The organism is Flavobacterium hauense (assembly GCF_054457175.1).
Genome location: NZ_JBTKVX010000014.1, coordinates 20,806 through 45,581 on the forward strand (window position 1 = coordinate 20,806; position 24,776 = coordinate 45,581).

General features: G+C 41.3%; 18 protein-coding genes and 1 other RNA gene. 10 read left to right on the forward strand and 9 right to left on the reverse strand.

All coding sequences use genetic code 11. The features are described 5' to 3' along the window. The first annotated feature begins 107 nt into the window (after positions 1-107). From rpsA to ACX0HA_RS11390, 4 genes are all read left to right on the forward strand, one after another. Positions 108-1,895, forward strand: coding sequence for a 30S ribosomal protein S1 (gene rpsA, locus ACX0HA_RS11375; RefSeq protein WP_458845409.1), 1,788 nt, complete (start codon positions 108-110; stop codon positions 1,893-1,895). Positions 1,896-2,013: 118 nt separating this feature from the next. Continuing rightward, the gene (locus ACX0HA_RS11380) at positions 2,014-2,637 is read left to right on the forward strand and encodes a hypothetical protein (protein ID WP_458845410.1); all 624 of its coding nucleotides are present in this window, start codon (positions 2,014-2,016) and stop codon (positions 2,635-2,637) included. Between the two features lie 45 nt (positions 2,638-2,682). Next, on the forward strand, positions 2,683-3,234 hold the full coding sequence (locus tag ACX0HA_RS11385) for a tetratricopeptide repeat protein (RefSeq protein WP_458845411.1): 552 nt from the start codon (positions 2,683-2,685) through the stop codon (positions 3,232-3,234). Positions 3,235-3,446: 212 nt separating this feature from the next. After that, complete coding sequence (locus ACX0HA_RS11390) at positions 3,447-3,995, forward strand: fasciclin domain-containing protein (protein WP_458845412.1); 549 nt, start codon at positions 3,447-3,449, stop codon at positions 3,993-3,995. Positions 3,996-4,070: 75 nt separating this feature from the next. Here ACX0HA_RS11390 and ACX0HA_RS11395 read toward each other — a convergent pair whose 3' ends face one another. Both ACX0HA_RS11395 and ACX0HA_RS11400 read right to left on the reverse strand, forming a co-directional pair. Next, complete coding sequence (locus tag ACX0HA_RS11395) at positions 4,071-5,516, reverse strand: hypothetical protein (RefSeq protein WP_458845413.1); 1,446 nt, start codon at positions 5,514-5,516, stop codon at positions 4,071-4,073. 345 nt (positions 5,517-5,861) lie between these two features. Next, positions 5,862-6,959: a glutaminyl-peptide cyclotransferase gene (locus ACX0HA_RS11400; protein ID WP_458845414.1), complete on the reverse strand. Its 1,098-nt coding sequence runs from the start codon at positions 6,957-6,959 to the stop codon at positions 5,862-5,864. Between the two features lie 88 nt (positions 6,960-7,047). On the opposite strand from ACX0HA_RS11400, the gene ffs reads away from it, so the two are divergent. Beyond that, an RNA gene (gene ffs / locus ACX0HA_RS11405) (signal recognition particle sRNA small type) lies at positions 7,048-7,145 on the forward strand. 176 nt (positions 7,146-7,321) lie between these two features. Here the strand turns inward: ffs and ACX0HA_RS11410 are convergent. After that, on the reverse strand, positions 7,322-9,034 hold the full coding sequence (locus ACX0HA_RS11410; RefSeq protein ID WP_458845415.1) for a family 43 glycosylhydrolase: 1,713 nt from the start codon (positions 9,032-9,034) through the stop codon (positions 7,322-7,324). A 219-nt stretch (positions 9,035-9,253) separates the two neighbouring features. On the opposite strand from ACX0HA_RS11410, the gene ACX0HA_RS11415 reads away from it, so the two are divergent. Continuing rightward, positions 9,254-10,057, forward strand: coding sequence for an SDR family oxidoreductase (locus ACX0HA_RS11415; protein WP_458845416.1), 804 nt, complete (start codon positions 9,254-9,256; stop codon positions 10,055-10,057). Between the two features lie 139 nt (positions 10,058-10,196). Continuing rightward, positions 10,197-10,853 carry a fructose-6-phosphate aldolase gene (gene fsa / locus ACX0HA_RS11420; RefSeq protein ID WP_458845417.1) on the forward strand — a complete coding sequence of 219 codons (657 nt, stop codon included), beginning with the start codon at positions 10,197-10,199 and terminating at the stop codon, positions 10,851-10,853. 253 nt (positions 10,854-11,106) lie between these two features. On the opposite strand, the gene ACX0HA_RS11425 is transcribed toward fsa, so the two are convergent. Both ACX0HA_RS11425 and ACX0HA_RS11430 read right to left on the reverse strand, forming a co-directional pair. Further along, positions 11,107-12,924 carry a chloride channel protein gene (locus ACX0HA_RS11425; RefSeq protein WP_458845418.1) on the reverse strand — a complete coding sequence of 606 codons (1,818 nt, stop codon included), beginning with the start codon at positions 12,922-12,924 and terminating at the stop codon, positions 11,107-11,109. Between the two features lie 120 nt (positions 12,925-13,044). Further along, entirely contained in the window at positions 13,045-13,626 is a 582-nt protein-coding gene (locus ACX0HA_RS11430; protein WP_458845419.1) for an acyl carrier protein phosphodiesterase, read from the reverse strand. Positions 13,627-13,764: 138 nt separating this feature from the next. Between ACX0HA_RS11430 and glmM the strand changes: the two genes are divergently transcribed. Beyond that, positions 13,765-15,153, forward strand: a complete 1,389-nt coding sequence (gene glmM, locus ACX0HA_RS11435) for a phosphoglucosamine mutase (RefSeq protein WP_458845420.1) — start codon at positions 13,765-13,767, stop codon at positions 15,151-15,153. A gap of 2 nt (positions 15,154-15,155) precedes the next feature. Beyond that, positions 15,156-15,806: a peptide deformylase gene (gene def, locus ACX0HA_RS11440; RefSeq protein ID WP_458845421.1), complete on the forward strand. Its 651-nt coding sequence runs from the start codon at positions 15,156-15,158 to the stop codon at positions 15,804-15,806. 698 nt (positions 15,807-16,504) lie between these two features. Here def and ACX0HA_RS11445 read toward each other — a convergent pair. Further along, a complete protein-coding gene (locus ACX0HA_RS11445; protein WP_458845422.1) occupies positions 16,505-20,968 on the reverse strand; it encodes a choice-of-anchor I family protein in 4,464 nt (1,487 codons plus the stop codon). A 231-nt stretch (positions 20,969-21,199) separates the two neighbouring features. On the opposite strand from ACX0HA_RS11445, the gene ACX0HA_RS11450 reads away from it, so the two are divergent. Beyond that, on the forward strand, positions 21,200-21,784 hold the full coding sequence (locus ACX0HA_RS11450) for a Crp/Fnr family transcriptional regulator (protein WP_458845423.1): 585 nt from the start codon (positions 21,200-21,202) through the stop codon (positions 21,782-21,784). Positions 21,785-22,202: 418 nt separating this feature from the next. Here ACX0HA_RS11450 and tpiA read toward each other — a convergent pair whose 3' ends face one another. The 3 genes from tpiA to ACX0HA_RS11465 all read right to left on the reverse strand — a co-directional run bounded on the left by tpiA (position 22,203) and on the right by ACX0HA_RS11465 (position 24,769). Beyond that, positions 22,203-22,955: a triose-phosphate isomerase gene (gene tpiA, locus ACX0HA_RS11455; RefSeq protein ID WP_458845424.1), complete on the reverse strand. Its 753-nt coding sequence runs from the start codon at positions 22,953-22,955 to the stop codon at positions 22,203-22,205. Continuing rightward, on the reverse strand, positions 22,955-23,455 hold the full coding sequence (locus ACX0HA_RS11460) for a TlpA family protein disulfide reductase (protein WP_458845425.1): 501 nt from the start codon (positions 23,453-23,455) through the stop codon (positions 22,955-22,957). The genes tpiA and ACX0HA_RS11460 overlap by 1 nt, the downstream gene beginning before the upstream one ends. Before the next feature lie 237 nt (positions 23,456-23,692). Next, positions 23,693-24,769 carry an ABC transporter permease gene (locus ACX0HA_RS11465; protein WP_458845426.1) on the reverse strand — a complete coding sequence of 359 codons (1,077 nt, stop codon included), beginning with the start codon at positions 24,767-24,769 and terminating at the stop codon, positions 23,693-23,695. Positions 24,770-24,776: the final 7 nt, after the last annotated feature.

The window sequence follows — 24,776 nt, forward strand, 5'->3', positions numbered from 1 at the left end:
GATAAGGTTTCCTGAGGGTATTTAAACAATTTTATGTAAAACGCTTCTGCTGTTTTTGCACTGCATAAGAAACCGGGCAAAACACAGGATACAAATTTTTTATCAGCATGTCTGAACAAACTAAAACAAACGAGGAATTTCTACAGGAGTTTAACTGGCACAACTTTGAAGAAGGTATTGATGCAGTAGACGAAAAAAACCTTAGGGAATTTGAAACACTAGTTGAAAAAACTTTCATTTCAACTGACAGTGATGAAGTAGTAGAAGGTACTGTAGTTAGGATTACTGACCGTGACGCTATCGTAGACATCAACGCAAAATCGGAAGGTGTAATCTCTCTTAATGAGTTCCGTTACAACCCGAACCTAAAAGTAGGTGATAAAGTTGAGGTTCTTATCGACGTTCGCGAAGATAAATCAGGACAATTAGTATTATCTCACAAAAAAGCCCGTACAATCAAAGCTTGGGACAGGGTTATCAGTGCTAACGAAACAGGTGAAATCGTTAATGGTTTTGTTAAATGCAGAACTAAAGGTGGTATGATCGTTGACGTATTTGGTATTGAAGCTTTCCTTCCTGGATCTCAGATTGACGTTAAACCTATCAGGGATTACGATCAGTATGTGAACAAAACTATGGAGTTCAAAGTTGTGAAAATCAACCATGAGTTCAAAAACGTAGTTGTATCTCACAAAGCGCTTATCGAGGCTGATATCGAAGTACAGAAAAAAGAAATTATCGGGCAGCTTGAAAAAGGCCAGGTTCTTGAAGGTGTTGTTAAAAACATCACATCTTACGGTGTATTCATCGACCTTGGAGGTGTTGACGGACTTATCCACATCACTGACCTTTCTTGGAGCCGTATCAACCACCCAAGTGAAGTTCTTGAGCTTGACCAGAAACTTAACGTTGTTATCCTTGATTTCGATGATGAGAAAACAAGAATCCAACTTGGTCTTAAACAACTTCACGCTCACCCATGGGATGCACTTGATGCAAAACTTGCAGTAGGTGACAAAGTTAAAGGTAAAGTAGTAGTTATTGCTGACTACGGTGCGTTTATCGAAGTTGCTGAAGGTGTAGAAGGTCTTATCCACGTTTCTGAAATGTCTTGGTCTACGCACCTAAGATCTGCTCAGGATTTCGTTAAAGTTGGTGATGAGGTAGAAGCAGTTATCCTTACTCTTGACAGGGATGACCGTAAAATGTCTCTGGGTATCAAACAACTTTCTCAGGATCCTTGGACTGATATCACTTCTAAATACCCTGTAGGTTCTAAACATTCAGGTATCGTTAGAAACTTTACAAACTTTGGTATATTCGTAGAACTTGAAGAAGGTATCGATGGACTAATCTACATCTCTGACCTTTCTTGGACTAAGAAAATCAAACACCCATCTGAATTTGTAAACGTAGGTGATAAACTTGACGTTGTTGTTCTTGAGCTTGACGTTGAAGGACGTAAACTATCTCTTGGCCACAAACAAACTCAGCCAAACCCTTGGGATAAGTATGAGGATTCATTTGCTGTAGGTACACTACACACAGGTGAGATCTCTGAAATCGTTGACAAAGGTGCTACTGTAGAGTTCGGTGACGATATCGTTGCTTTCATCCCTACACGTCACCTTGAGAAAGAAGACGGAAAAAAACTTAAAAAAGGAGAATCTGCTGAATTCAAAGTAATTGAGTTCAACAAAGAATTCAAAAGAGTTGTAGCTTCTCACACTGCTACATTCCGTGATGAAGAAGAGAAAAATGTTAGAAACAATGAGTCTAACAACAATAACAATAATAATTCTTCTTCTAACAACAATGCTGAAAGAAGCACCCTTGGTGACCTTGACGTATTGGCAGAATTAAAAGAAAGAATGGAAAAAGGAGAAAACAAATAATCCCTATCCTCTTTAAATATGAAAGCCCTCTCAGCAATGAGAGGGCTTTTTTTATGTATTATGTTTTTCCTGCGTAGTTTTTTTTTACTTTTATCAATAGCAATCAACTAATTAAATCATGAAAAATACAATAAGAACCTTATTAGTAGCCTGCATGAGCTTTGCTGCTATTTCCTGCTCGGTACAGGAAGATATGACAACTACAGAGCAGGATGCTGTTAGTGTAGGAGAGGAAGGAAAAAAAATGTTTACTGACGAAGAGTTTAGTAAGGCCATTGCCGAAGGCATCGCTGCCGGACTAAAAGATTTCAAAATTGATTTTGTAACGCTTTTTAAATACGGCAATGAAAGCGAACTGAAGTCGAAATCTGAAAGGCTATTTAGATTTTCGCTTCAGGATATGCCTTATGAAATGGCGCAGGTAAAAGATGCTGCCTATATGGTGATCACTGTAGATGTTGCCAATGGCAGGGCTGCCACAACAGGGATTTATTATTTAAACGCTCAAAAAGACACTGCATTGCAGCATTCTATACCAACACCCGAGAATGAATATAAAGTAGAGTATAATGTTCCTTTCCAGACAGAGGCAATGGGGTACACTCTTGTAAAAGATGGTATAAACCCCAATGACGCAGCGATTTTATCTGATTATCTTTTGGCAAAAGCTAAGACTCAGGGAACGGGTTCGTTTATGGCTATAAGCACAGAGGATAAAGTGTCGCTTTATCTTAAATCATAAAGGGGGATTCCAAAAGAGCTTTTTATTGAACAATTAAAATTTTATATGAAATTATTACAGCTGCTGATCACAGCATTTCTTTTTAGCATAACGGGCCATGCCCAAACCTATGCTCCATATACAGGAAACAAAGCCAACGCAACAACGGTTTCTAAACCCGCTGCAGCAAAGAGCACAAAACCAAAACCTTTGACTGCTGAAAAAGCGCCTGTGAAAGAAACTGAAAAATCAAAAGAAGATGATTTTCAGACCCTGATGAATAAAGCGGTGGAGCAGCTTCATCAAAAGGATTATCAGATGGCGGAAAGCTTTTATACCCAGGCACTGGGGGTAAGCACTAAAAAAACGGCATGGCGGGCTTTGCTGTCCCGGGCGACATTATATTCCATAATTAAGGATGACGATAAAGCCCTTGCCGACCTTACAAAAGCTATTGAAACCAAGGGTACTCCCGAAAAGCAACTGGCAATTATTTATGTGAGTAGGGCGAGGCTGCATGCCAATCATAAGAATATGGATCTTGCCTGTGCTGACGTTGCAAAAGCGAAAGCCATCGGTTTGCCGGATGCACTTACTGTTGATTTTGAATGTAAATGATACTGTTTAAATCTTTTTAAAACAAAAGTCCTCTCAGGAATGAGAGGACTTTTTTGTAATTCTGACGAAGAAAGAATCTAATAATAATCAAACATTTAGATTCTGCGCTACATTTCATAACGTTAATTAATTCTAAAATTTTGCATTCCCTCAAAACCATGATTGTGTTTATGGCGTATCTGTCTCTATAAACTTTTAACAAAACAACAATCATGAAAATTTCAAAAATCCTATCTGCTGCAATCGTTTTACTTCTAGCTGTCGGGCCACTTTCGGCACAAACTAAAATGGTAGGCGGTGCCGCGATGTACCCTAACAAAAACATTATTGAGAACGCAGTAAACTCAAAAGACCATACTACGCTTGTAGCTGCGGTTAAAGCTGCCGGACTGGTAGAAACTTTACAAGGTAAAGGTCCTTTTACTGTATTTGCGCCAACGAATGCCGCTTTTGATAAACTTCCTAAAGGAACTGTTGAAACCCTGCTTAAACCTGAAAACAAAAAAATGCTTCAGGGTGTACTTACGTACCATGTAGTTGCGGGTAAATGGAGTGCTGCCGATGTTATGGCTGCTATCAAAAAAGGTAAAGGAACAGCTGAGGTTGCTACAGTACAGGGAGGTAAACTTTGGTTCATGATGGATGGAAAAGACGTTTGGATCAAAGATGAGAAAGGCGGTAAAGCTAAGATCACTATTGCCGACGTTAACCAGTCTAATGGTGTTATACACGTTATCGATACTGTGTTAATGCATAAATAAGAAATTAAGTTCGTGTTAGATAGAAAATCCCCAACGTTTTTGCGCTGGGGATTTTTTTAATGCTATTGAGAGTGCTTATTCCGGACCATTTATAGCATATACAGAACTGATTTCTGCATCAGCAGTTACTATACACGCAAGTCCCCTTAGCCCGTCAGTTCCCAGTGACAATAGAAATATGGAATCAATAGCTGTAGGTATACCTGCTACAATATACATAAGCGGTACATATACAATACTGTTTGCTGTTACTGAACTATTCTTATTCGTATATGTAATATTGTTGCTGCTTATTGTTAGTTTTTGTGTGCCGTCAGGGCTGGTCATTGTGACACCGCTAAATGCCGATAACGGAACCGGATTTAAAAGTGTACTGCCCTGAATATTCAGTGTTCCAATGTTTCCTTTAATGCTTACCAAAGAGCCATCTTGAGGATTGTACTGTCTGGTAAATGTGATATTGATTGCATCATATGCATTTGATGCAGGTATACTTAATGTATTGGAGGCACTGTCAAATGTCATACCTGCAGACGGATCAAACAAAAAGCCTGTTGATGTTGTACCATCAAGAGAATAACTGATCATTACACAATTACCATTAATATGCTCTGATAATCCGGATGAGGCTGAATACTGCGATTGGATAGCTATAAATGCTAAAGGATGATCATTTGTTGGGATTTGATAAAACCCGCTGAAATTGATAAGGTCAACATTTATATCATTCTGATAATTAGCGGTGAGCGTAGTGGCAGTTGGTATAGTATTTAGCGATCTCGAAATAACATTTTCGGTGCTTACACTCAAGTCATTACAGGCAAAACCTTTTGTTCCGGCTGTGCCCATTACAAGCTTTACCTTAGTAGCGTCTGCCTGAGTAAAAGAAAAGTAGTACATGTTTAAATTATACGCATAAGCAGGAATTGCTGCCAGATTTCCACTGTTAGTGCCATTGTCATACAGTAATTGATTATCAGTACCAATACTCATTACCTTTACAGGCTCAGTTTTTCCTGTTGGAACATAGGAGTAATCACCGGCAAATAATGAGGCAGGGATAGGGTTGTTATATGTGCTTCCGCTCACTTTTACAGCAGGCTTGCCCTGCATTGCAATAGTTCCTGTAAAGGAGGCTGTGGTTCCGTAAACAGCATTGTTGCGTGTAAAGGTTAAAGCTATGGTAAGTCCGTCCCCGTCAGATGACTGTTGCAGATGAGTACCATCAAAGGTGCCTGTGAAAGCAAACGGACTTGAGGTAACACCATCTAAAGAAATCAATAAACGAATATGATATACAGGCTTTTTCGAAGGACTGACTACCATATTGGTGTCAATTGCAAAAAATGCACCTGAATTGTTAAGGGCATAATAGCCATTAAAAAGCATCAATGCAGGCGTATCAGGATTTTCATCATCAGGATTTCCATCATTTACTTTTTTAAGCAGTAATGAATGATAGCTGGCAAGTTCATCAGTTGGTAACGGCGCTAAAGTATTTGGTGCGGTGCTGTTTTCCATATTTTTATCTTTTAAATTGTTATTGAAAATTTAATTGTAAGACAAATTTATAGAACCCAAACATTACAAAAACAAGTGTTTTTACCTGATTGTGGTTTACCAATGTAAGAATTGTCTAATATTCAGACAGGTTAAATTCACAGTATGTATTATTGTGTGATAGAAGATGTGAACGTAATAATCAGTGCATCTTAGTTTAGAAACAAATGATCCCGGTAAAATACCGGGATCATTATTATTGTGCTTAACATAAATTTGTCTAAACTTTTGGTGCACTGTACACGCGAGTGTTTTATGTCTGGATGAAGCTGACAAATAACCAAATCCACAAATAACCAAATAAACTTAGTTATGTATCCTTATTTCGAACAGCTTATCCCAGTTCTTACCCGTAACAAAGAATGTTTTAGTTTTAGGGTTATAAGCGATGCCGTTAAGTACGTCGACATCAACATGTTTAGTGATTTTAGATTTAAGAGCTGAAAGGTCTAATACTCCTTCTACAGCACCCGTTTTAGGGTCTATTATGGCGATAGCGTCTTTTTGGTATATGTTACCGTAAATTTTACCATCTACCCATTCAAGCTCGTTTACATCCTTGATCTTAGTGCCTTTGGTGTATACATTGATGTAGTCAACTTCTTTCATGGTTTCCGGGTCAAGAATATAAATCTTCTCAGAGCCGTCTGTCATGTACAGGTGCGTACCATCATTGGTAAGTCCCCAGCCTTCCGTCTGCTTAAAGTAAGGAACGGTTTTCACCTTTTCAAGGTTATCTGCATTATATACATAGCTTTCATTACGCTTGTACGTAAGCTGGTAGATCTTGTTGTTCAGCACCGTTGCGCCTTCGCCAAAGTTAGCCGGATCCAGCTGCGTCTTTTTATAAACCTCTCCGGTTTTGTAGTTAACCTTCCTGATGTCAGAGATTTCCCTTTTACCTGATGGGCCTGAGCCGCTTCCTGTACTTTCTATAAGCGTGTCACGGTAAAATTCAAGTCCCTGTGTGTAGGCTTTCATATCGTGAGGGTAGGTGTTTACGATATCATATTTAAGCAGCTTGTAATCGATATTGCTAACCAGTTCCACACGGTTGGTGGTTTCGGCAGTTTCGCCACCATAGTACACCAAAGCTTTGATGTTAAGGTAACCCAGTTTCAGTCCGTTAAGGGCAAAGTCAATTTTTTTGTTGGCAGCAGATGTACCTACTTTTTTATCGTTGATAAAGTACACTACCGAATCAATAGCCTCTTCTTTGGCATTGGTAACCTGTAGTGGAAGTGTCTCCTGAGGCTGGTATTGCTGCTTTAGATTAGCGGCATCAATAGTAAATAAGTTGTTGTTTTCATCTTTTGACCCACCACATGATAAAATTGTTGAGCCAAGGAAAGAAAGGACAAGCGCACCCAATAAAATGAATACGAATAGGTTACGTTTTTTCATGGTTTAAATAATAATACAGCCAATATACAATTGTATTTTATATCTGGCAATTGCCTTGCGAAAATACAAAAAGATTGTATATTTGCACCGGCAAGTCCTACACGACCAGCTCCTGCTTAATCCTCCAGGGTGGGAACACAGCAAAGGTACGTGGTTGAGCGGTGCGATGTAGGTCGCTTGCCATTTTTTCTTTTTTTGTCGTCTCCCATTGGGGGGATTTTTTTGTTTATAGGGGTAGCCTCACCGCAGTTCTCCCCAAAGGACAGGGGAGAAGCTACAGGATATCATTTTAAATAAGGCATGCATTAGGATTGCTGTTGCCTGTTTCAGTACAAAAGAAAATTACTCTTTCTGTTCGTCTGCTATTCTAATTTTTGGATGTCAGTTCCTTTAGTGATACCGTTTTCATTAAAGCTGTCCACTGTAAAATAGTAATCCCATTGATTTGAAAGCGAATTGATCTCGATCATATTGGTTCCATATACCTGGTGATTAATGAACAATTCATCCGGAGTCCTGCCATAGCGCACGTTATAGCCGGTTGCATTTGTATCTTTTTTCCATGTTAGTTGTACCGAACAACGATCGGCAACATTCCTGTTAAGCGTCAAGCCGCCAACAATCGAAGGTTTCTTTCCATTACCTTTACCAAACACCCTAAGATCAGCAACTGCAAATGTGCCGGATGGTGTATGAAGGTTTGTAACCCTTAAATATCGTGCTTTTACAGGTTTGTCCATGACACTATAATCATGTGGGGCATCAGTGGTATTGGCAGATTTATCAACCAGTATTTTCCATTTTTTTCCATCCGTGGAATATTCAATTAGATATTGATAGTACAGGCCGGGCTGCCTTCCAAAAATTTCGGTCTTATTTTCGGCGAAATTTAGTTGTAAAGCATTTACCGTCTGTGATTCGCCAAGATCCATTTGCAGCCATTCACCTTTTTTGCCCGAAGCGGCACTCCAATATGTCCTGATGTTCTCATCAGAAGCCAGATCAGGCTCATATCCTATAGCTGTTGACGATGCCGTTATCTTTTTTTTGAAAGACAGCAGCATCCATTCAGGCTGAAAATCGGCCTCAGTGTTGATTTTTCGCTGTGGAATCTCCATTGGATAATCGCCAAATCCGGTATAAGTGTATGCTTTATCAGTACCCTTTAAAAAAGCAGGGAAGAGGCTTAGCCTGCGCTCAAAATTGTGTTTGACAGATAGTGTGGCAGTAGTTATATGCCAGTAATTGCCATACTTATCCTGAAAGGTAGCACTGTGTCCCGTGCCTGTTACAAAACCACCGGGGCGGTAAGAAAACGGATTGTTTTCCATAAGCCTGAAAGGGCCAAGCGGATTTTCGGCTACATATATGCCATCGCAGTAGCTTCTGTACTCTGTACCGGGTGTAGAATACTGAAGGTAGTATTTTCCATTAAATTTTGTCATCCATGCACCTTCTGTCCACGGTTTTTCTTTACTTTTATTAGTATCGCCCGGGCGTTCCCAGCCATTCTGTGCCGTGTTTTCGTTTAGGCAGGCAACCGGTTCACCCAATGGCATAAATGTTTTTGGGTCAAGTTCAACAACGTATATGGGATTAATGTTAGAGCAGCCATAGTACAGGTAAAGTTTCCCGTTATCGTCAGCAAAAAGATCAGGGTCAGTCATCTTGATAGGGAAAGCTTCAAGAGCGACCTGCCATTGGCCGGATTTAGGATTGGCCGATCTGTAGATTTTACTTGGCGTTTTTTCGGTCGATGCCATAAAATATATTGCATCGCCCATTACAACGGCTGCCGGGGCATAATCCTCAAAAGGAAGATCCGGTGTAGTGATAAAGTCCCAGTTCGCTAAATCTTTAGAATGCCAGTAACCTCCCGATTTGGAAGCAAAAAGATAATACTCGTTTTTAAAAGTTACAATTACCGGATCGGCAGCTTCACGTCGTGATGGAGCATCCGGACAAAATCGATAATTCAGGTTCAACGGGTTGCATATAGTTACTGCTTTCTCTTGTGCATAGGTCAATTGTAATGTTATTAAAGTCAATGCTGTATAGGCTATTTTCCTGATCACTCTAAAAGGTATTTAAATAAGCTGCTAATATATTCATTTTGACAATAAGTAAAGTGTTTAGCCACTAATTACAATAATTTACACAAATTTTATTGGGTATGAGTAGGATTCCCCTCCAAAGGAGGGGAATCCTACTCTGCCGACAAACCAGAAACCCAGAACAGCCAAGTTTGCTAATCAATTTGATAAACCTTATTTTCGCAATCCAAACTATACAAAATGAGCAAAGTTATTTTTATCACCGGCGGTTCGTCGGGAATAGGCAAGGCGATAGGTGAATTCCTTCATGCTAAAGGCTATACCGTATATGGCACCAGCCGTAACCCTGAGGGTATTACCGGTTCTGTATTCCCTTTGGTGGCGCTTGACGTTCGCAATGCACAAAGCATCAGTGAGGCTGTTGCCGAAGTGATTGCAAAAGCAGGTACTATTGACGTACTGGTGAATAATGCCGGAGTAGGTATTACAGGCCCACTTGAGGAAATTCCTGCCGATGAGATTCGCAATAACTTTGAAACCAATCTGTTTGGCCCTATTGAGGTAATGAAGGCGGTGCTTCCGCAGATGCGTGCCCAAAAGAGCGGACTTATAATCAATGTGACTTCGATTGCTGGTTATATGGGGCTTCCGTACCGTAGCGTGTATTCCGCAAGCAAAGGTGCATTGGAGCTTATCAGCGAGGCTTTGCGCATGGAGGTAAAACAGTTTGGCGTGACCATTACTACTGTTGCTCCGGGCGATTTTGCTACCAATATTGCTGCAGGGCGTTACCATGCTCCTGTGGTGAAAGGATCGGCTTATGAAGCGGTATATGGCGGTGTACTGGCTACTATGAACGATCATGTAGATGCCGGAAGCGACCCGACCCAAATGGCCGAAGCGGTATATGCCATCATGAAGGATCCAAATCCTGAAGTGCATTATAAAGTGGGGGTATTCATGCAGAAGTTCTCTATAGTACTAAAGAGGATATTGCCGGGTAAGACCTACGAAAAGATGCTTATGAATCATTATAAGCTTTAAAATATAATTACAAGAAATATGAACAGCATAGCCCAAAGTTATGCTGTTTTTTTATGCACAAAAGCGTTCTTTGCTATTGGTGCATGTCTTTTAAGTTGTAGCTTTACATGACTTATAATCAACAAAACAAAAGGATACGATGAAATTTTTTATTGACACTGCAAACCTTGCACAGATTAAAGAAGCTCAGGAACTTGGTGTTCTTGATGGCGTGACGACTAACCCTTCGCTTATGGCTAAGGAAGGCATTACGGGTAAGGATAACATCCTGAAGCATTATGTCGACATCTGCAATATTGTTGATGGTGACGTGAGTGCCGAGGTAAATGCCCTTGATTTTGAAGGTATGGTGAGAGAAGGCGAGGAACTGGCCGAGCTTCATGAGCAGATCGTCGTAAAGCTGCCCATGACCAAAGACGGGGTTAAAGCTGCTAAATATTTCTCGGACAGGGAGATCAAAACGAATGTAACCCTTGTGTTCTCTGCGGGTCAGGCACTGCTTGCCGCCAAAGCAGGGGCTACCTATGTATCGCCATTCATTGGGCGTCTTGATGATGTGTCGACTGACGGACTTGCACTAATAGAAGAAATTCGCCAGATCTATGATAACTACGGATATGAAACTGAGATTCTTGCTGCATCGGTGCGTCACACCATGCATATCGTAAATTGTGCCAAGATAGGTGCCGATGTTATGACAGGGCCGCTTTCTGCAATTATGGGATTATTAAAGCATCCACTTACCGATATTGGCCTTGCGCAATTTGTTGCTGATTTCGAAAAAGGAAATAAATAATATACCGAACGGTATATTATTTCAATAATATTTTACAAAAACGGACCGCTATTTTTGGCGGTCCGTTTTTTATTGATTTTTTATTTCTAAAAAGTCCGGTTATGACAAAATTATAAAAAACAAAAAGCGTAACATTATATTACAACTTTTTGATTTTCAGACTTTTGGATGAAGCTAATTTTACGCACCAAAACGGCGTTTTGAGAACGAAAAGTGCAATATTATTTTGTCATATTCTCAAACAAAAATGTAGCTATTCAATAATCATTTCCCTTAATTTTGCCCTGTAGGCTTCGAGTATTTTTGCTTTGGTGATGAAGCCGAAGTAACGGCCTTCTTTTATAAGTGGCAGATAATCAGCTTTTGTGAGCTCAAATTTATCCATTATAGCCTCAATGGAGTCTTCCATATTGGCCACTTCCTGGGGTACAGCCATCAGATCAATTAATGGCGTGTATTTTATCTGGAAAGAATTAAAAAGTGTACTGCGAACTTTATCAAAATCGATGATGCCTATAAGCCTCTTTTTATCATCGATAATTGCAAAGACAGATTGCTTTGTTGTAGCCATTAAACTCACCAAATCTTCTGCTTTTTGGTTTAGTGTAAGCGTCTGTACATCAGTGTCTATGACTTTGAGAATGTCAATCCCCGACATGATATTCTTGTCTTTGTCTGTTGTAAATACCTGACCCTTAGCGGCTAAGTGCTTTACATCCATAGAGTGTTTTTCGAACTGTTTTGATACTGCAAAGCTTATTGACGATACGATCATGAGCGGTACCATAAGGTTGTAACCGCCTGTAATCTCACCGATCAGGAATATGGCCGTAAGCGGCGCATGGAAGAGTCCGCTTAGTATTCCGGCCATGCCTACAATAGTGAAATTACCTACCGGTATGTTATCAAACCCTATGAGGCTGAAGAACTTAGCGACAAAAAAGCCCAGATAGGAACCTACAAAAAGTGAAGGGGCAAAGTTACCGCCGTTACCGCCGCTGGATAGCGTAAGCCCTGTAGCGTATGCCTTCATAAGCATGGTAATACCTACAAATAATAGCAGTACCCAGCCGTTGTCCTTAAACTGTTCTACTATGGTATTCTCGAGCAATACCTCCGGATTTGAGTTAGATAGTATCTTGATCGTCTCATAACCCTCACCAAAAAGAGTAGGGAAGATGAATATCAAAAGTGCCAATGGTATAGCGCCATAAAGTGCTTTACGATAGCCTTTTATGCGGAGTTTTGCAAAGTGGGCTTCGACTTTCTGGAAGGTTCTGGCGTGGTATAATGACACGAATCCTGCCAGTATGCCTATCAATACATAATAGGGAATGTTGTGGTAATCAAACTGGTTCTGCTGTTTGAAAGAGAGCAATACCTCTTCATTCAGCACTATTGTAGAGACCAATGCACCTGTAGCAGCCGATATTATGATGGGTATAAATGCTGTGATTGTCAGGTCGGTAAGTATTACTTCAATAGCAAACAGAACCCCTGCAATAGGGGCATTAAAGGCCGCACCGATACCCGCAGCAACACCACAGGCAAGCAATAATATACGGTCTTTTTGGGATAGCTTGTATTTTTGTGCGAAGTTAGAACCGAAGGCCGCACCTGTTATCGTGATGGGCGACTCAAGTCCTGCTGAACCGCCTAATCCTACTGTAAGTGAGCTTGTTATGATTTGTGCATACATTTGTTTACGCGGCATTATGCCACCTTTTTTGGCGACAGCCATAAGGATGCGCGAACTTCCTTTTTCTATATGTCCGTCGAGCAGACGTTTAATAACCCATACCGTAAGCAATATACCTACTATAGGCAGTATACTGTTGATATACGGCAGCTTAAGATAGCGGTTAACGTAGTTGGCTAATAGAAAAACGTTGTGTGCAAACGACTTTAGTACAATTACTGCTAAAGCCGTAGATATAGCCACCACGACGCAGGAAAGGTATATGAAATGCCTTTCTGACAACAGGTTTTTAAGTATAAAGAACAGGGTTTCAAGGCGGCGCAGTATATTACGGAAAAACAACCTGACCTTTGAAACTTTTCGGTTTTGCATTTTTTATCGCTAAAGAATTGGGAAATGTATCAAAGCGCTAATTTAAGTTATTCGTTAAAAAATACCTAAGCATTAAGTGTTTTTTAAGGCACTGACCCAATGGTGTCCACATTATTTCTACTATAGTTCTGCCATTTTTTCCTTTACATGTGCCCTCAGGTCCTCAAAGAATTCGGTAAACTCGGCTTCATATTCATTATAGAATTCAACCAGTTCATCGACAGAGGTACGCATGCCCGACTTGTTCTTGGTACGGTTATCCATCTGGCTCAAAATGCGTCCTATGCCTTCAACGGTGGCATAGCTGGCAAGCCAGTTGTACTGTATCATATAGGGCATAAGGCCTTTGGTTTTTTCCGTCAGCAGGTCGTAGTTATCTTCAAGCGCTTTGTAAAAGGCTAAGGTATAGTCTTCCAGGGGCTGCGGATGGTAATTCACCCAGTTCTTTGCCAGAAAATGGTCGTAAAAAATATCCATGATAACCCCTGCATAATGGTGGTAGCGGGCATGCAGGCGTTTGGTACCCTGTCTGAAAATAGGGTGTGCATCGGTATAGGTATCTATAGCACGGTGTATCGTGATGCCTTTTAGCACATCGGCAGGGAAATGGTCGGGTTTGCCATGGATGCCATCGGCCATAAAATTACCGATTTTTATCAGGTCATTATCCCCCGAAAGGTATATGTGGGCAAGGAAATTCATAGGTACAAGATAGCGAAAAGTCTTGTGGTGACAAAGTCGTGAGAGGGATTTCCGGCCATTGTTAAAAATTCCCACATAAAGTAAATACAAAAACATAGTCTATCTCTTATATTTGCTTTACTAAATTTTTCAATCAAAATGACACTAATCAAATCTATATCAGGTATCAGGGGAACCATAGGAGGTAAAACCGGAGATAACCTGACGCCGCTTGATGCCGTTAAATTCGCTTCGGCATACGGAACATGGCTAAAAGGCCATGCCAATAAAGAAAAACTTACTGTTGTAATAGGCCGCGATGCCCGTATTTCGGGCCCGATGATACAAAATCTTGTTGTAAATACGCTTATCGGACTTGGTATCGATGTAATCGACCTTGACCTTTCTACTACGCCAACTGTTGAGGTTGCGGTGCCGCTTGAAAAAGCCGATGGCGGTATCATACTTACAGCGAGCCATAACCCAAAACAATGGAATGCCCTGAAGCTGCTTAACGAAAAAGGAGAATTCCTTAGCGGTGCTGATGGCGCTAAAATATTAGAGATCGCTGAAAACGAGGCCTTTGATTTTTCCGATGTTGACAGCCTTGGTGAAATTACACGCAACGATGCCTATATGGATATTCATATTGATGAGGTGCTTGAACTGCCTTTGGTGGATGCCGAAATCGTAAAACAAGCTGGATTTAAAGTGGTGGTAGATGGTGTTAACTCTTCAGGAGGTATCATTATCCCTAAACTTTTGGAACAGATGGGCGTAGAGGTAGTGAAACTATACTGCGAGCCTAACGGGCATTTCCCACACAACCCGGAGCCGCTTAAGGAACACCTTGGCGATATCTGCGAACTGGTTGTGAAAGAAAAAGCACATTTTGGTATCGTGGTAGATCCGGATGTAGACCGTCTGGCATTCATATCTGAGGATGGGGAGATGTTTGGTGAGGAGTACACCCTTGTCGCTGTAGCCGATTATGTACTGAGCAAAACGCCCGGTAATACTGTATCTAACATGTCATCATCACGTGCGCTTCGTGACATCACCCAAAAACATGGCGGTACGTATGAAGCCAGTGCGGTAGGAGAGGTGAACGTTGTTGAGATGATGAAAAAGAACAATGCCATCATAGGCGGAGAAGGCAACGGTGGTATCATTTACCCTGAATTGCACTATGGTCGTGACTCACTGGTAGGGGTAGCATTATTCCTTACCTATCTTGCTGAAAAGAAAATGAGCGTGGCAGCGTTAAGAGCTTCTTACCCTCAGTATTACATGAGCAAAAACAAGATCGAGCTTACTCCGCAGATAGACGTTGACGCTATTCTTGTGGCAATGGCTGATAAATATAAAAACGAACAGGTGAGCACTGTTGATGGTGTTAAGATTGACTTTGCCGAAGAGTGGGCACACCTTAGAAAATCGAATACTGAACCTATCATCAGGATCTATACTGAGGCACAGACGCAGCAAAAAGCAGATGAACTTGCAGTAAGGATCATCGATGAAATAAAAGCTGTAGCTGGTATCTAATCATGAAAAAGACAGTTATAACCTCGTTGTTCTTAATGCTGGTGCTAAGCACGCAGGCCCAAAAGCTTTCAGAAACTGAACGTACTATAATATCTTCGGGCGCTAAGGCAGACAAGATGCGTGTACTTCAGATTACCGATCCTGCTGATTCGAAGATACTTAAAGGTGCGTCTATCGACATCGGCCTGAAAGAAGAACTGCTGCCATTGCTGCTTGACCGCATGCTGGCAACCGTAAATGACCCTGCCAACAGTGGCGTTGGCATTGCAGCACCACAAATAGGGATAAACCGTAACGTGATACTGGTACAGCGTTTTGATAAGCCGGGAGAGCCGTTTGAGGCTTTTCTGAATCCTAAAATTAAATGGAGGTCGGCATTGATGCGAAAAGGGACAGAAGGCTGCCTTTCCATCGCTGATGCACGCGGTGATGTGTTACGCAATTATACGGTTCAGATCACCTATTATGACCGTAACGGTAAACATCAGGAAGAGATCATTGAAGGGTTTACTGCGGTTATCCTTCAGCATGAGACCGATCACCTGATGGGTATATTATTTACCGACAGGCTGGAACAGCAAAAAGCAACCGAATACACGCTCATCAATGGTGAAGTGAATATTTACCTCGAAAACAGACTTAAGAGGCAATAGATTTTTTATTGAATTGATATAATGTGCCCCTGATTTTGTCAGGGGTATTTTTTTATCAAAAACACACCCCTAGCCCCTCTCAAGAGGGGAACAGCTTCACTCTTACATCATATAGAGCAGGATATGAGTGGCGGGTTCGAGTGTTCCCCTCTTGAGAGGGGCTAGGGGTGCGTTAGAGACCTCTATAATTATCCTTAAAACGGCAGCCAGTTCTCCGAAGCTTGTTTAAATTAATTCCCTACGGGAAATATCTCATTTGATTCCATCCCGATACTACCAACATTTAATCGCTACGCGATAATCTGTAACGTATATTTTGATGGCATAGTTTCCCATTAGGGAAATAATGTTGGTAGAAAGTAATCCGCAACGATGTGTCATTTTCCCTTAGGGAATAAATAATTTCTTGATATAGCCCCGGCGGGGCGGTATATTTATAGAGGCAAATATTGTTATGAAACATGAAGCTCCGGAGGAGCGGCATATAATATACCGCTCCTCCGGAGCTTTTTACTGTTGGTTAACCTTGTACTATAAATATACCGCATCTCTGATGCTCGAAAATTTGTGTTCATTTGTGTAACCTGTCTGCCGACAGGCAGGTTCGTGGCAAGATAAAACCCTATAAATGTAAAAATCCTGCCTTTTGAGGGGCAGGACTTTCAATTGAAAAAATTAAAAAACACGAAACTAACACTCTATTTAACGAGTAGCTTTTTCACGATACCTTCAGATGTTTTTACCAGGTACATACCTGCTGCCATATTAGAAGTATCTATTGTAAGGGCCTCTTTGGCCGATAAGATCAGTTTACCGCTGTAGTCATATACTTCGATGTCTGCAGCACGGTTAAAGTAAGCCACACCATTTACCGATGGGTTAGGGAATACCACGAACGTTTTAGGCTCAGGGTTAAATTCGCCATTACCAAGAAGTGTAGTGTCAACTTCAAAAATGGTAAGCGTTCCGCTTATTTCGTTAGCTACGATGATATAGTCTTTTCCGTCAGGGCTGTCAGCAGCTTTAATGTGCGTGATACCTTCCGGACCGTGGTCACCTGTATAAGCAGATACACTACGGCTGTTTTTATAGTCAACAAACTTAACGTCTGTAGGGTCAGTAACATCATAAACCATTACACCACCAATACGCTCAAGGCTTGTAAAGGCAAATGTTCTTCCGCCAAGTTCAGCAAGTGTTACACCTTCCGGCTCAGGGCCTTTAGCACGGCTGCGGCTTTTTGGTGAGTTATCTTCGTGGTCTGAGTTGAATAAAGCACTGATAGAAGGAGTAAGGGCAGTATACATTTCAAAATCATCACCACTGTCATATACTATCTCTTTAGTATCAGCATTGAAGATCGAGAATGAACGTGAACCTAAAGCATACATTTGATCATAAGCTGTACCTGCATCTGTTTTACCATCAAAAGCGGTAACCCTGAAACGGCCTGCGTTATATGATTTTTTAAGCATTGCACCTTGTGGGTAAGCCATCTCATCAAGTACATAAGAAGCAGCACCTACAGTAGTTCTTTCAACAAAACCTGTATATTCTTTCTCGTCACCTTCGTTAGCCGTTACGATATAGTTCGTACCGTTTACTGCATAAGTAGCAGCGCCATCCGGCATGTAGTATGCTTTTATCGGCCAGTTAGCGATAAGTATTTCGTTATTGTTATCAGAGATATCAAAACCGTTACCCATAGCACCTACGTCTTTTGTGCCAAGAGCCCAAACGTCAGTAATAGTATTGTTTACAAGGTTTATCTCAGCGATAGCATTGTTCTCCTGTAGCGTAACCCATGCTTTTTGAGAGTTTGCAGCCGTAGTAATATATTCCGGCTCAAAATCACGAGACATAGTACTGTCAGTTTTCAGTTTCCTTACGCCTGCAGCTATAAGAGCAGCTTCAGCCTCCGGAGTATTATAGGCATCAAATAATAATGTTGTTACGTTAGCCTGGGTAAGGTTAGCTGCACCACCGGTAATGTCGATGATACTTACTGAACCTTCAGGGTCAATAGAGTAATCGCTGTTTGGTTGCCCTTCGTTAGCTGTAAGTACTTTTGTTCCATCCGGAGTAAAAGAGATATTGTCAGGAAGCGCACCTACAGTCACTTCGCTAATGAAAGTACCGTCAGTATTGAAGAATACAACCGATCCGTCAAGGTGCTCAAGCGTGTTAGGCGAAGCTACGGCAACAAGGCCATTTTTAACTGCTACGCTGGTAACACCACCGTAAACGTTCATATCGATAGAAGATATTTCAACCGGAGTTGTAGGATCAGAGAAATCGATGATATCAAGATGACCTGCTACTGCACTTGTAGTGAAAAGTTTTTGGCTTGTAGCATCATATACTACGATCTCGCAAGTACTTTCTCCTGAACCTGAAGGGTCAAAGCTTCGAACGTAATTAAGCTGTATCTGCTGGTTAGGAACCGGAGCAGTTCTGTCGTTATCTTTAATGTAGATGGTAGCAAGTGTCTCACCTGTAATTTCTACACCTGTAGCGTTCTCAAGGCTTAGTACAAAGTATTCGGCATGCTGCTCTGCTGTTGTATCATCAAGAATTGGAATAGTGATGGTATGCGTAAGCGGGCTTGAACCTGTAAATGTAAGAGTCTCTGTTGCAAAAGTGAAGTCTTCACCTGCTGTAGCCGTGCTGAATGGCGCAGCTTTAAGTACCACGTCAACAGTTCCTGCCGCAGGGCTTTCAAGGTTAACGATAAAGTTAAGCGTACCGTGGTTTTCGTTTACTACAACGAAATCATCAGCAAACGAAACTTTTGAAGTATAGTTGAAGCTGAAGTTGTAAGCACATGCCATTTCAAGGCCTGTTGCATCAACTACATTGTCAACCGTAAGCGTGTTGTTAGAGCCTGCTGCAAAAGGAGCAGAGAACGTAAGCGTTACAGCGTTTCCGTTAAGTGTAGCCGTTGTAAGGCCAAGAACACCTGTATAGTTAGCTACATCGGTAGCAGAAGCTGCCTGTAGCGCATTGTTGAATGTAAGTACGATAGTAGTGTTAGAAGTAACAGCAGCTGTCTGTACAGTTGGAGCGCCCGGGAAAGCCCAGTTAGGCCATACCTGTGGAGCAGTAGCACCGGCAACACCTGTCCAGTTAGCAGGGTTTAGTATTGAAGCTTTCAGGTTAGCAGGAGCACCACTTTGAGATCCGCTGTAGAAAGCGTTTACTGTGTTTCCGTCTACGTTAGCAGCATTAGTACTGTTATTGAAAGCTGTTGTACCATCTGTAAGGGCAGCAGGCTTCATAGAAATGCTTCCACCACACTCTGTATTAGCAGTAGCCCATCCGTTAGATGTAAGTGCAGTAATATAGTTAGGGTTAGCAGCAGTACCTGTATAAACAATTACCTGGTCACCACCTGAGCTAAGTCCGAAACCTGAACCTGTAACAGCACCTGTATTAGCTACCATTGTAGATGTCTCTATCGAGATAACCGAACCTGCAGGAACGCAGTCAGTAGCAGTCCAAACGATACCGTTGGCACACTGAGGCGTTGCATTTGAAGTATATTTTGAATCGGTAAGGGTAATGAATGTGCCCGGAGCGATATTTACAAATGTTAGAAGCGAAACTTTATCTTCTGCTCCTGTAGCGTTCATTCTGTAAGCAGTGAAAACCATATCACCTGTAGCGATAGGCGACTGTATAGCGATAGTTGTAAATGTAGACGATTTAGTTTCGGCAATTGCATTACCTGCCATATCTTCTACAGTGTTGCTAAGTAGGGCAACATAATATTGCTGTGCATTTAGCAAAGCAACAGTAGGTACGATAGTAATTGTATTGCCTGTTATTGTAGCATCAAACGGAACAACAGTTCCTGCAGCATCGTTAAGGCGAAGTTCAACTACGGCATCTACATTAGTATTGTTAAGTGCTGTATTGTCTACAAGGCGTATTGCCTCGTTAAGAGCGATTGTAGGGTGTACGCCAACTTCAAGGTTAGTCGCGTTGTTAGCCGGGGTAATAACCGCTACCGGAGCGATAGTATCGCCACCACCTATAGAACCACCGTGTACCGTAAGGTTATCAAAACGGTTGTTACCGCCTGTACCACCCGGAGCAGCTGTAAATTCTACTTTTAATTTTAGGTTAGGGTTGTTATCAGCAGCTGCAATGGCAGAAAGGTCTAACGTAGCTAATTCAGGAACACCGGCTACCGGTAATACTGTAGTCAGCACGTTATAAGTAGTACCGCCATCAGTAGAGTATGACCAGGTTTGAGTACCTGCACCCTGTGTTGAACGGCGCGTTGTAAATTTCACGATTATATTCTCATAACCTGAAGATGGTATGTCGAAAACAAGGGTACCACCTATTGGGCTATTGTAACGCAGGTGGCTTCCTGCAAGATCGCCGTTTTGAGCATTTAGCGTACCGAAATCCTGTCCGGTAGCATCTAACTCAATCAGGCTGGCAGCACTGTTTATGGCAGCAATTGCACCGCCGCCGATAGTTTGTGTTGGCGTTGTGATTGCAGCTATTGAAGTATTGGTGTTAAAGTTCCAGTAGTGGATAAGCGTAGGGACAACCGGTACTGTACCGTTTACGGTAAAGTTATCAAAACGGTTGTTACCGCCTGTACCACCCGGAGCAGCTGTAAACTCTACCTTTAATTTTAGGTTAGCGTTGTTATCAGCAGCTGCAATGGCAGAAAGATCTAATGTAGCTAATTCAGGAACACCGGCTACCGGTAATACTGTAGTCAGTACGTTATATGTAGTGCCGCCATCGGTAGAGTATGACCAGGTTTGAGTACCTGCACCCTGTGTTGAACGGCGTGTTGCAAATTTTACGATTATATCTTCGTAACCTGTAGACGGTATATTGAAAACAAGGCTACCGCCTATTGGATTGTTGAAACGCAGGTGGCTTCCTGCAAGATCACCGTTTTGAGCATTTAGTGTCCCGAAATCCTGTCCGGTGGCATCTAATTCAATTAGGCTCGAAGCGCTGTTAACGGCAGTGATCGTCGCATCGCCAATGGTTTGTGTTGGCGTAGTGATCGATGTCACCGTCGCATTGTTGTTAAAGTTCCAGTAATGGAGCAGGGACTGGGCTTCTGAGAACTGTGACGTAAGGCACAATCCTGCAAACAGCAATCCTTTTTTAATGTAGTTGTTTAACATGGTCGTTTTGGGATTTTTATGGTGTTACAAAAGTCTATGCTAAAGTTTGTATTGCTGTTAATTCAGGAATAAGCTATCGTTACTATCTTTCAGAATGATATTTACTAATCGTAAATTTAAAGTTAACCGCTTAACTTTTAAGTAATATTGCAATAGGTGGTGCCTAAAGAAAAGTTAAATGAATCGGAAGTCTTAAGCATTGTTTTTAAATTAGTTATAAATAACTATGCTATGCAAAAATTAATTACTTACATCAATTCGCTGGTCAGATTCTCACCTGAGAACTGGGAAGTATTAAAGCCTGTAATTACAAGAAAGACTTATGCAAAGGGTGAATTTTTGCTTAAGCCCGAAGAAGTATGCGATTCACTATTCTTTATAGAACAGGGGTATGTCAGGATGTTCAGGGTTGAAGATGGGGCTGAGGTAAACACCGGACTTTATTTTGAAGGAGAGCTTGTAACGGGCATTCCTTTGTTTTCTGATGGAAAAATGTTTACCATTGAAGCCTGCGAGCCTGTAACAGTGCTTGTTCTTGATAAATCAGGATTACTCCAGATGGAAAGTATTGCCACACAAATTTCGGTATTGTGGAAGAACTGCTTAAGTTTTATAACTGCAAAAGTAAGTGAACATTCCGACCTGTTCGATCTTTATACGCCGTCAGAGCGTTATGAATATATCGCAAAAAATAAGCCTCAATTACTTGAAAGGGTTCCGCCACATATACTGGCTTCCTATCTGGGTATGGGCAGAGAAAAGCTCAACAGCATCCGTAAGAGGAGGGTAGATACCCGATATACTTTTTCAGAATAAAACAACAAGCGGAATCTAAATGGTTCCGCTTTTCTTTTTATATTTATGTCATAAGAGATGACTATATGCTGAATACACAGGAGAAAACATCAGAGTCGAAAAACTTGCTTTTTATAGCAGTAAATTTTATCGTTTTTATGTTTTGGTTTTCTACCAAAGCAATCGATATATATGAATTTGTTGTTTTAGGCGCTTTATATGAGATGTTTTCGGTGTTCTTTTTATTGCTCACTTTTGCTTTACCAGTAATTTTTATAATCCGTTGGGTTAAGAATAAAAACAGTTCGCGGATGATGAATCTTGTTCTGCTGCTTTTCTCTGTTTTTAATATTGCTTTTATGCTATGTTTCCCATTTTTGTATACATAAAAAAACGGTACTCATTTGAGTACCGTTTTCATTTATATGTGTTATGCTAATTAAATAGCGTTCACGATAGCAAGGAAGTCATCCGCTTTAAGTGATGCCCCGCCAATAAGTCCGCCATCAACATCCGGCTTGCCGAATATCTCACGTGCGTTATCGGCTTTAACGCTTCCTCCGTAAAGTATAGAAGTGTCTTTAGCTACAGTCTCGCTAACATTAGTTGCGATAAGGTTACGGATGAATGCATGCATTTCCTGAGCCTGCTCCGGAGATGCTGTTTCGCCTGTACCAATAGCCCATACCGGCTCGTAGGCCAGAACGATATTGCTCCATTCGCTTTCGCTGATGTGGAATAAACCTTCCCTTAACTGAGATTCAACAAGATTGAAATGGTTACCCGACTGCCTGTCTGCAAGCTCTTCGCCAAAACAGAAAATGATAGTTAGGTTATGCTTAAGAGCCGTATTTACTTTTTCTGCCAATAAAGCATTGGTTTCACCAAAGTAAGCCCTTCTTTCAGAGTGGCCAAGGATCACCGTGTTTACGTGGATGCCTTTAAGCATGCCTACAGAAATTTCTCCTGTATAAGCGCCGCTTTCGGCCTGATGCATGTTTTGTGCTGCAACAATAATTCCTGTTCCGTTTGTCTGCTGTACAGCAGCCTGCAGGTTAACAAAGGTAGGGGCAATCACAACTTTAGCTATGCCGCCTTCTTGTTTTTTAGCGATAAGATCAGCGATCAGGGCTTGGGTCTGTGCGCTGTCGTTGTTCATTTTCCAGTTTCCTGCAACAATCTGTTTTCTCATTATTTAAGTTTTTTTAGAATAGCGATAAGTTTGGCATCGTCAGCTTCAATAGCTTTGAACAATGCGATTTTTCCTGTTTTGTCAACCACCATGTAGCGCGGAATCCAGTCCAGTTTAATGCCTTCGGCAAATGCACCTTCTTTCATGCTCTTGCCTGCGTGGTAGTTGTCGCCTTTTACAGCATACTTTTCGATTCCTTCTTTCCATTTATCATCAACCCTGTCATACGATAGGAAAACGTAATCTACATTTGGAAACTGTTTTTGCAGGTCGTGCACTTTTGGCATCCCTTTGATACAGTCAGGACACCATGATGCCCATACATCGATTACCACTGTTTTGCCTTTGTGCTTTGCAAGCACGTCTTTAAAAGCAACTTCTTTGCCGTCAGGCGTGGTCATTTTAGAATCAAGTGTTGCTTGTGTAAAAGCAGTTTCCTGTGCTTGAGAGCATGATATTATGCTAAGCAGGACTATAGGTAGTAAAAGCAGTTTTTTCATTTTTTGAAATTAAAGAGTAACAAATTTACAATAACCAATCTTACAAATACCCGACCAAAACGAAATATTTATGATGGAATTATCATTAAAAGTTATTATATCGTTTTCGCTGTTATTAACCACAAGGCGCACAATGTTTTTTTTACAAGGTTCACTAAGCTTTGGATAATGAACAGTTTCCTCAAGGATCAACCTTGTGTTCTTAGTGTATACTTTGTGACCTTTTTGTTTAAAAAATTATGATAGTCGTATCCTCGGGTCAAGATACGCATAGATGAGGTCAACAAGGATATTGATGATGACAAATGTAGTCGCGATAACCAGTACCGATCCCATAATTACCGGGAGGTCAAGTGTATTAAGCGCTTCAACGACCTCTTTGCCTAGGCCGTTCCATCCAAATATATATTCAACAAATACGGCTCCCGCTAGCATCGATGCAAACCATCCCGAAATTGCGGTTACTACAGGGTTCAGGGCATTTTTAAGTGCATGCTTGCGAACAATGCGTATTTCGCTAAGGCCTTTTGCCCTTGCGGTACGTATATAATCCTGGTTCAATACTTCGAGCAGGGAGTTACGCATCAGCTGTATTACCACGCCCAACGGACGTATGCCTAATACGATTGCCGGCAATATGATATTCTTCCATTTTATATACGAGCCTTCACCAAAATCGTCTACCTCATAAAGGCTGCCCGTCATGTCAAGATTGGTGAATTTATGCAGTACGAAGCCAAACAGCCATGCAAACAATATCGCTGCAAAGAAACTCGGAAGACTCATGCCCAGCGTACTCACCAGTGCAATGGTCCTGTCTATCCAGGTGTCTTTATATAATGCTGAAATGATTCCGAAGATGATACCTATTACTATCGCTATGATAATGGCAAAGAATGCTAGTACGATCGTGTTAGGCAATGTGTCGCCTATTACCTTAGTTACCTTCTTACCACTCTTCTGGAAGCTTTCCCTGAGGTAAGGGACTTTTAAAACAGTTGTCGTTCCACCAATGGTAAACAATTTCAATGCACTGTATTTTCCTTCGCTCAGGTAGGTATAATCACCTTCAGTAGTGCTGTGGAAAGACACAGGCAGCAAATCGTTGAGGTAATATAGGTATTGGGTGGAGACAGGCTGGTCAAAACCATATTTCTTTTTGATGAGTGCCAGCTGCTCAGAATTCTCATTCTGGTCCAGCATCATGCGTGCAGGATCCCCCGGCAGTACCGTAAAAAGAAAGAAAATCACTGTCACTACGCCAAAAAGCGTAAGCAGCGCATAACCTGTTTTATTTAGAAAGTATTTGATCAACTTGTAT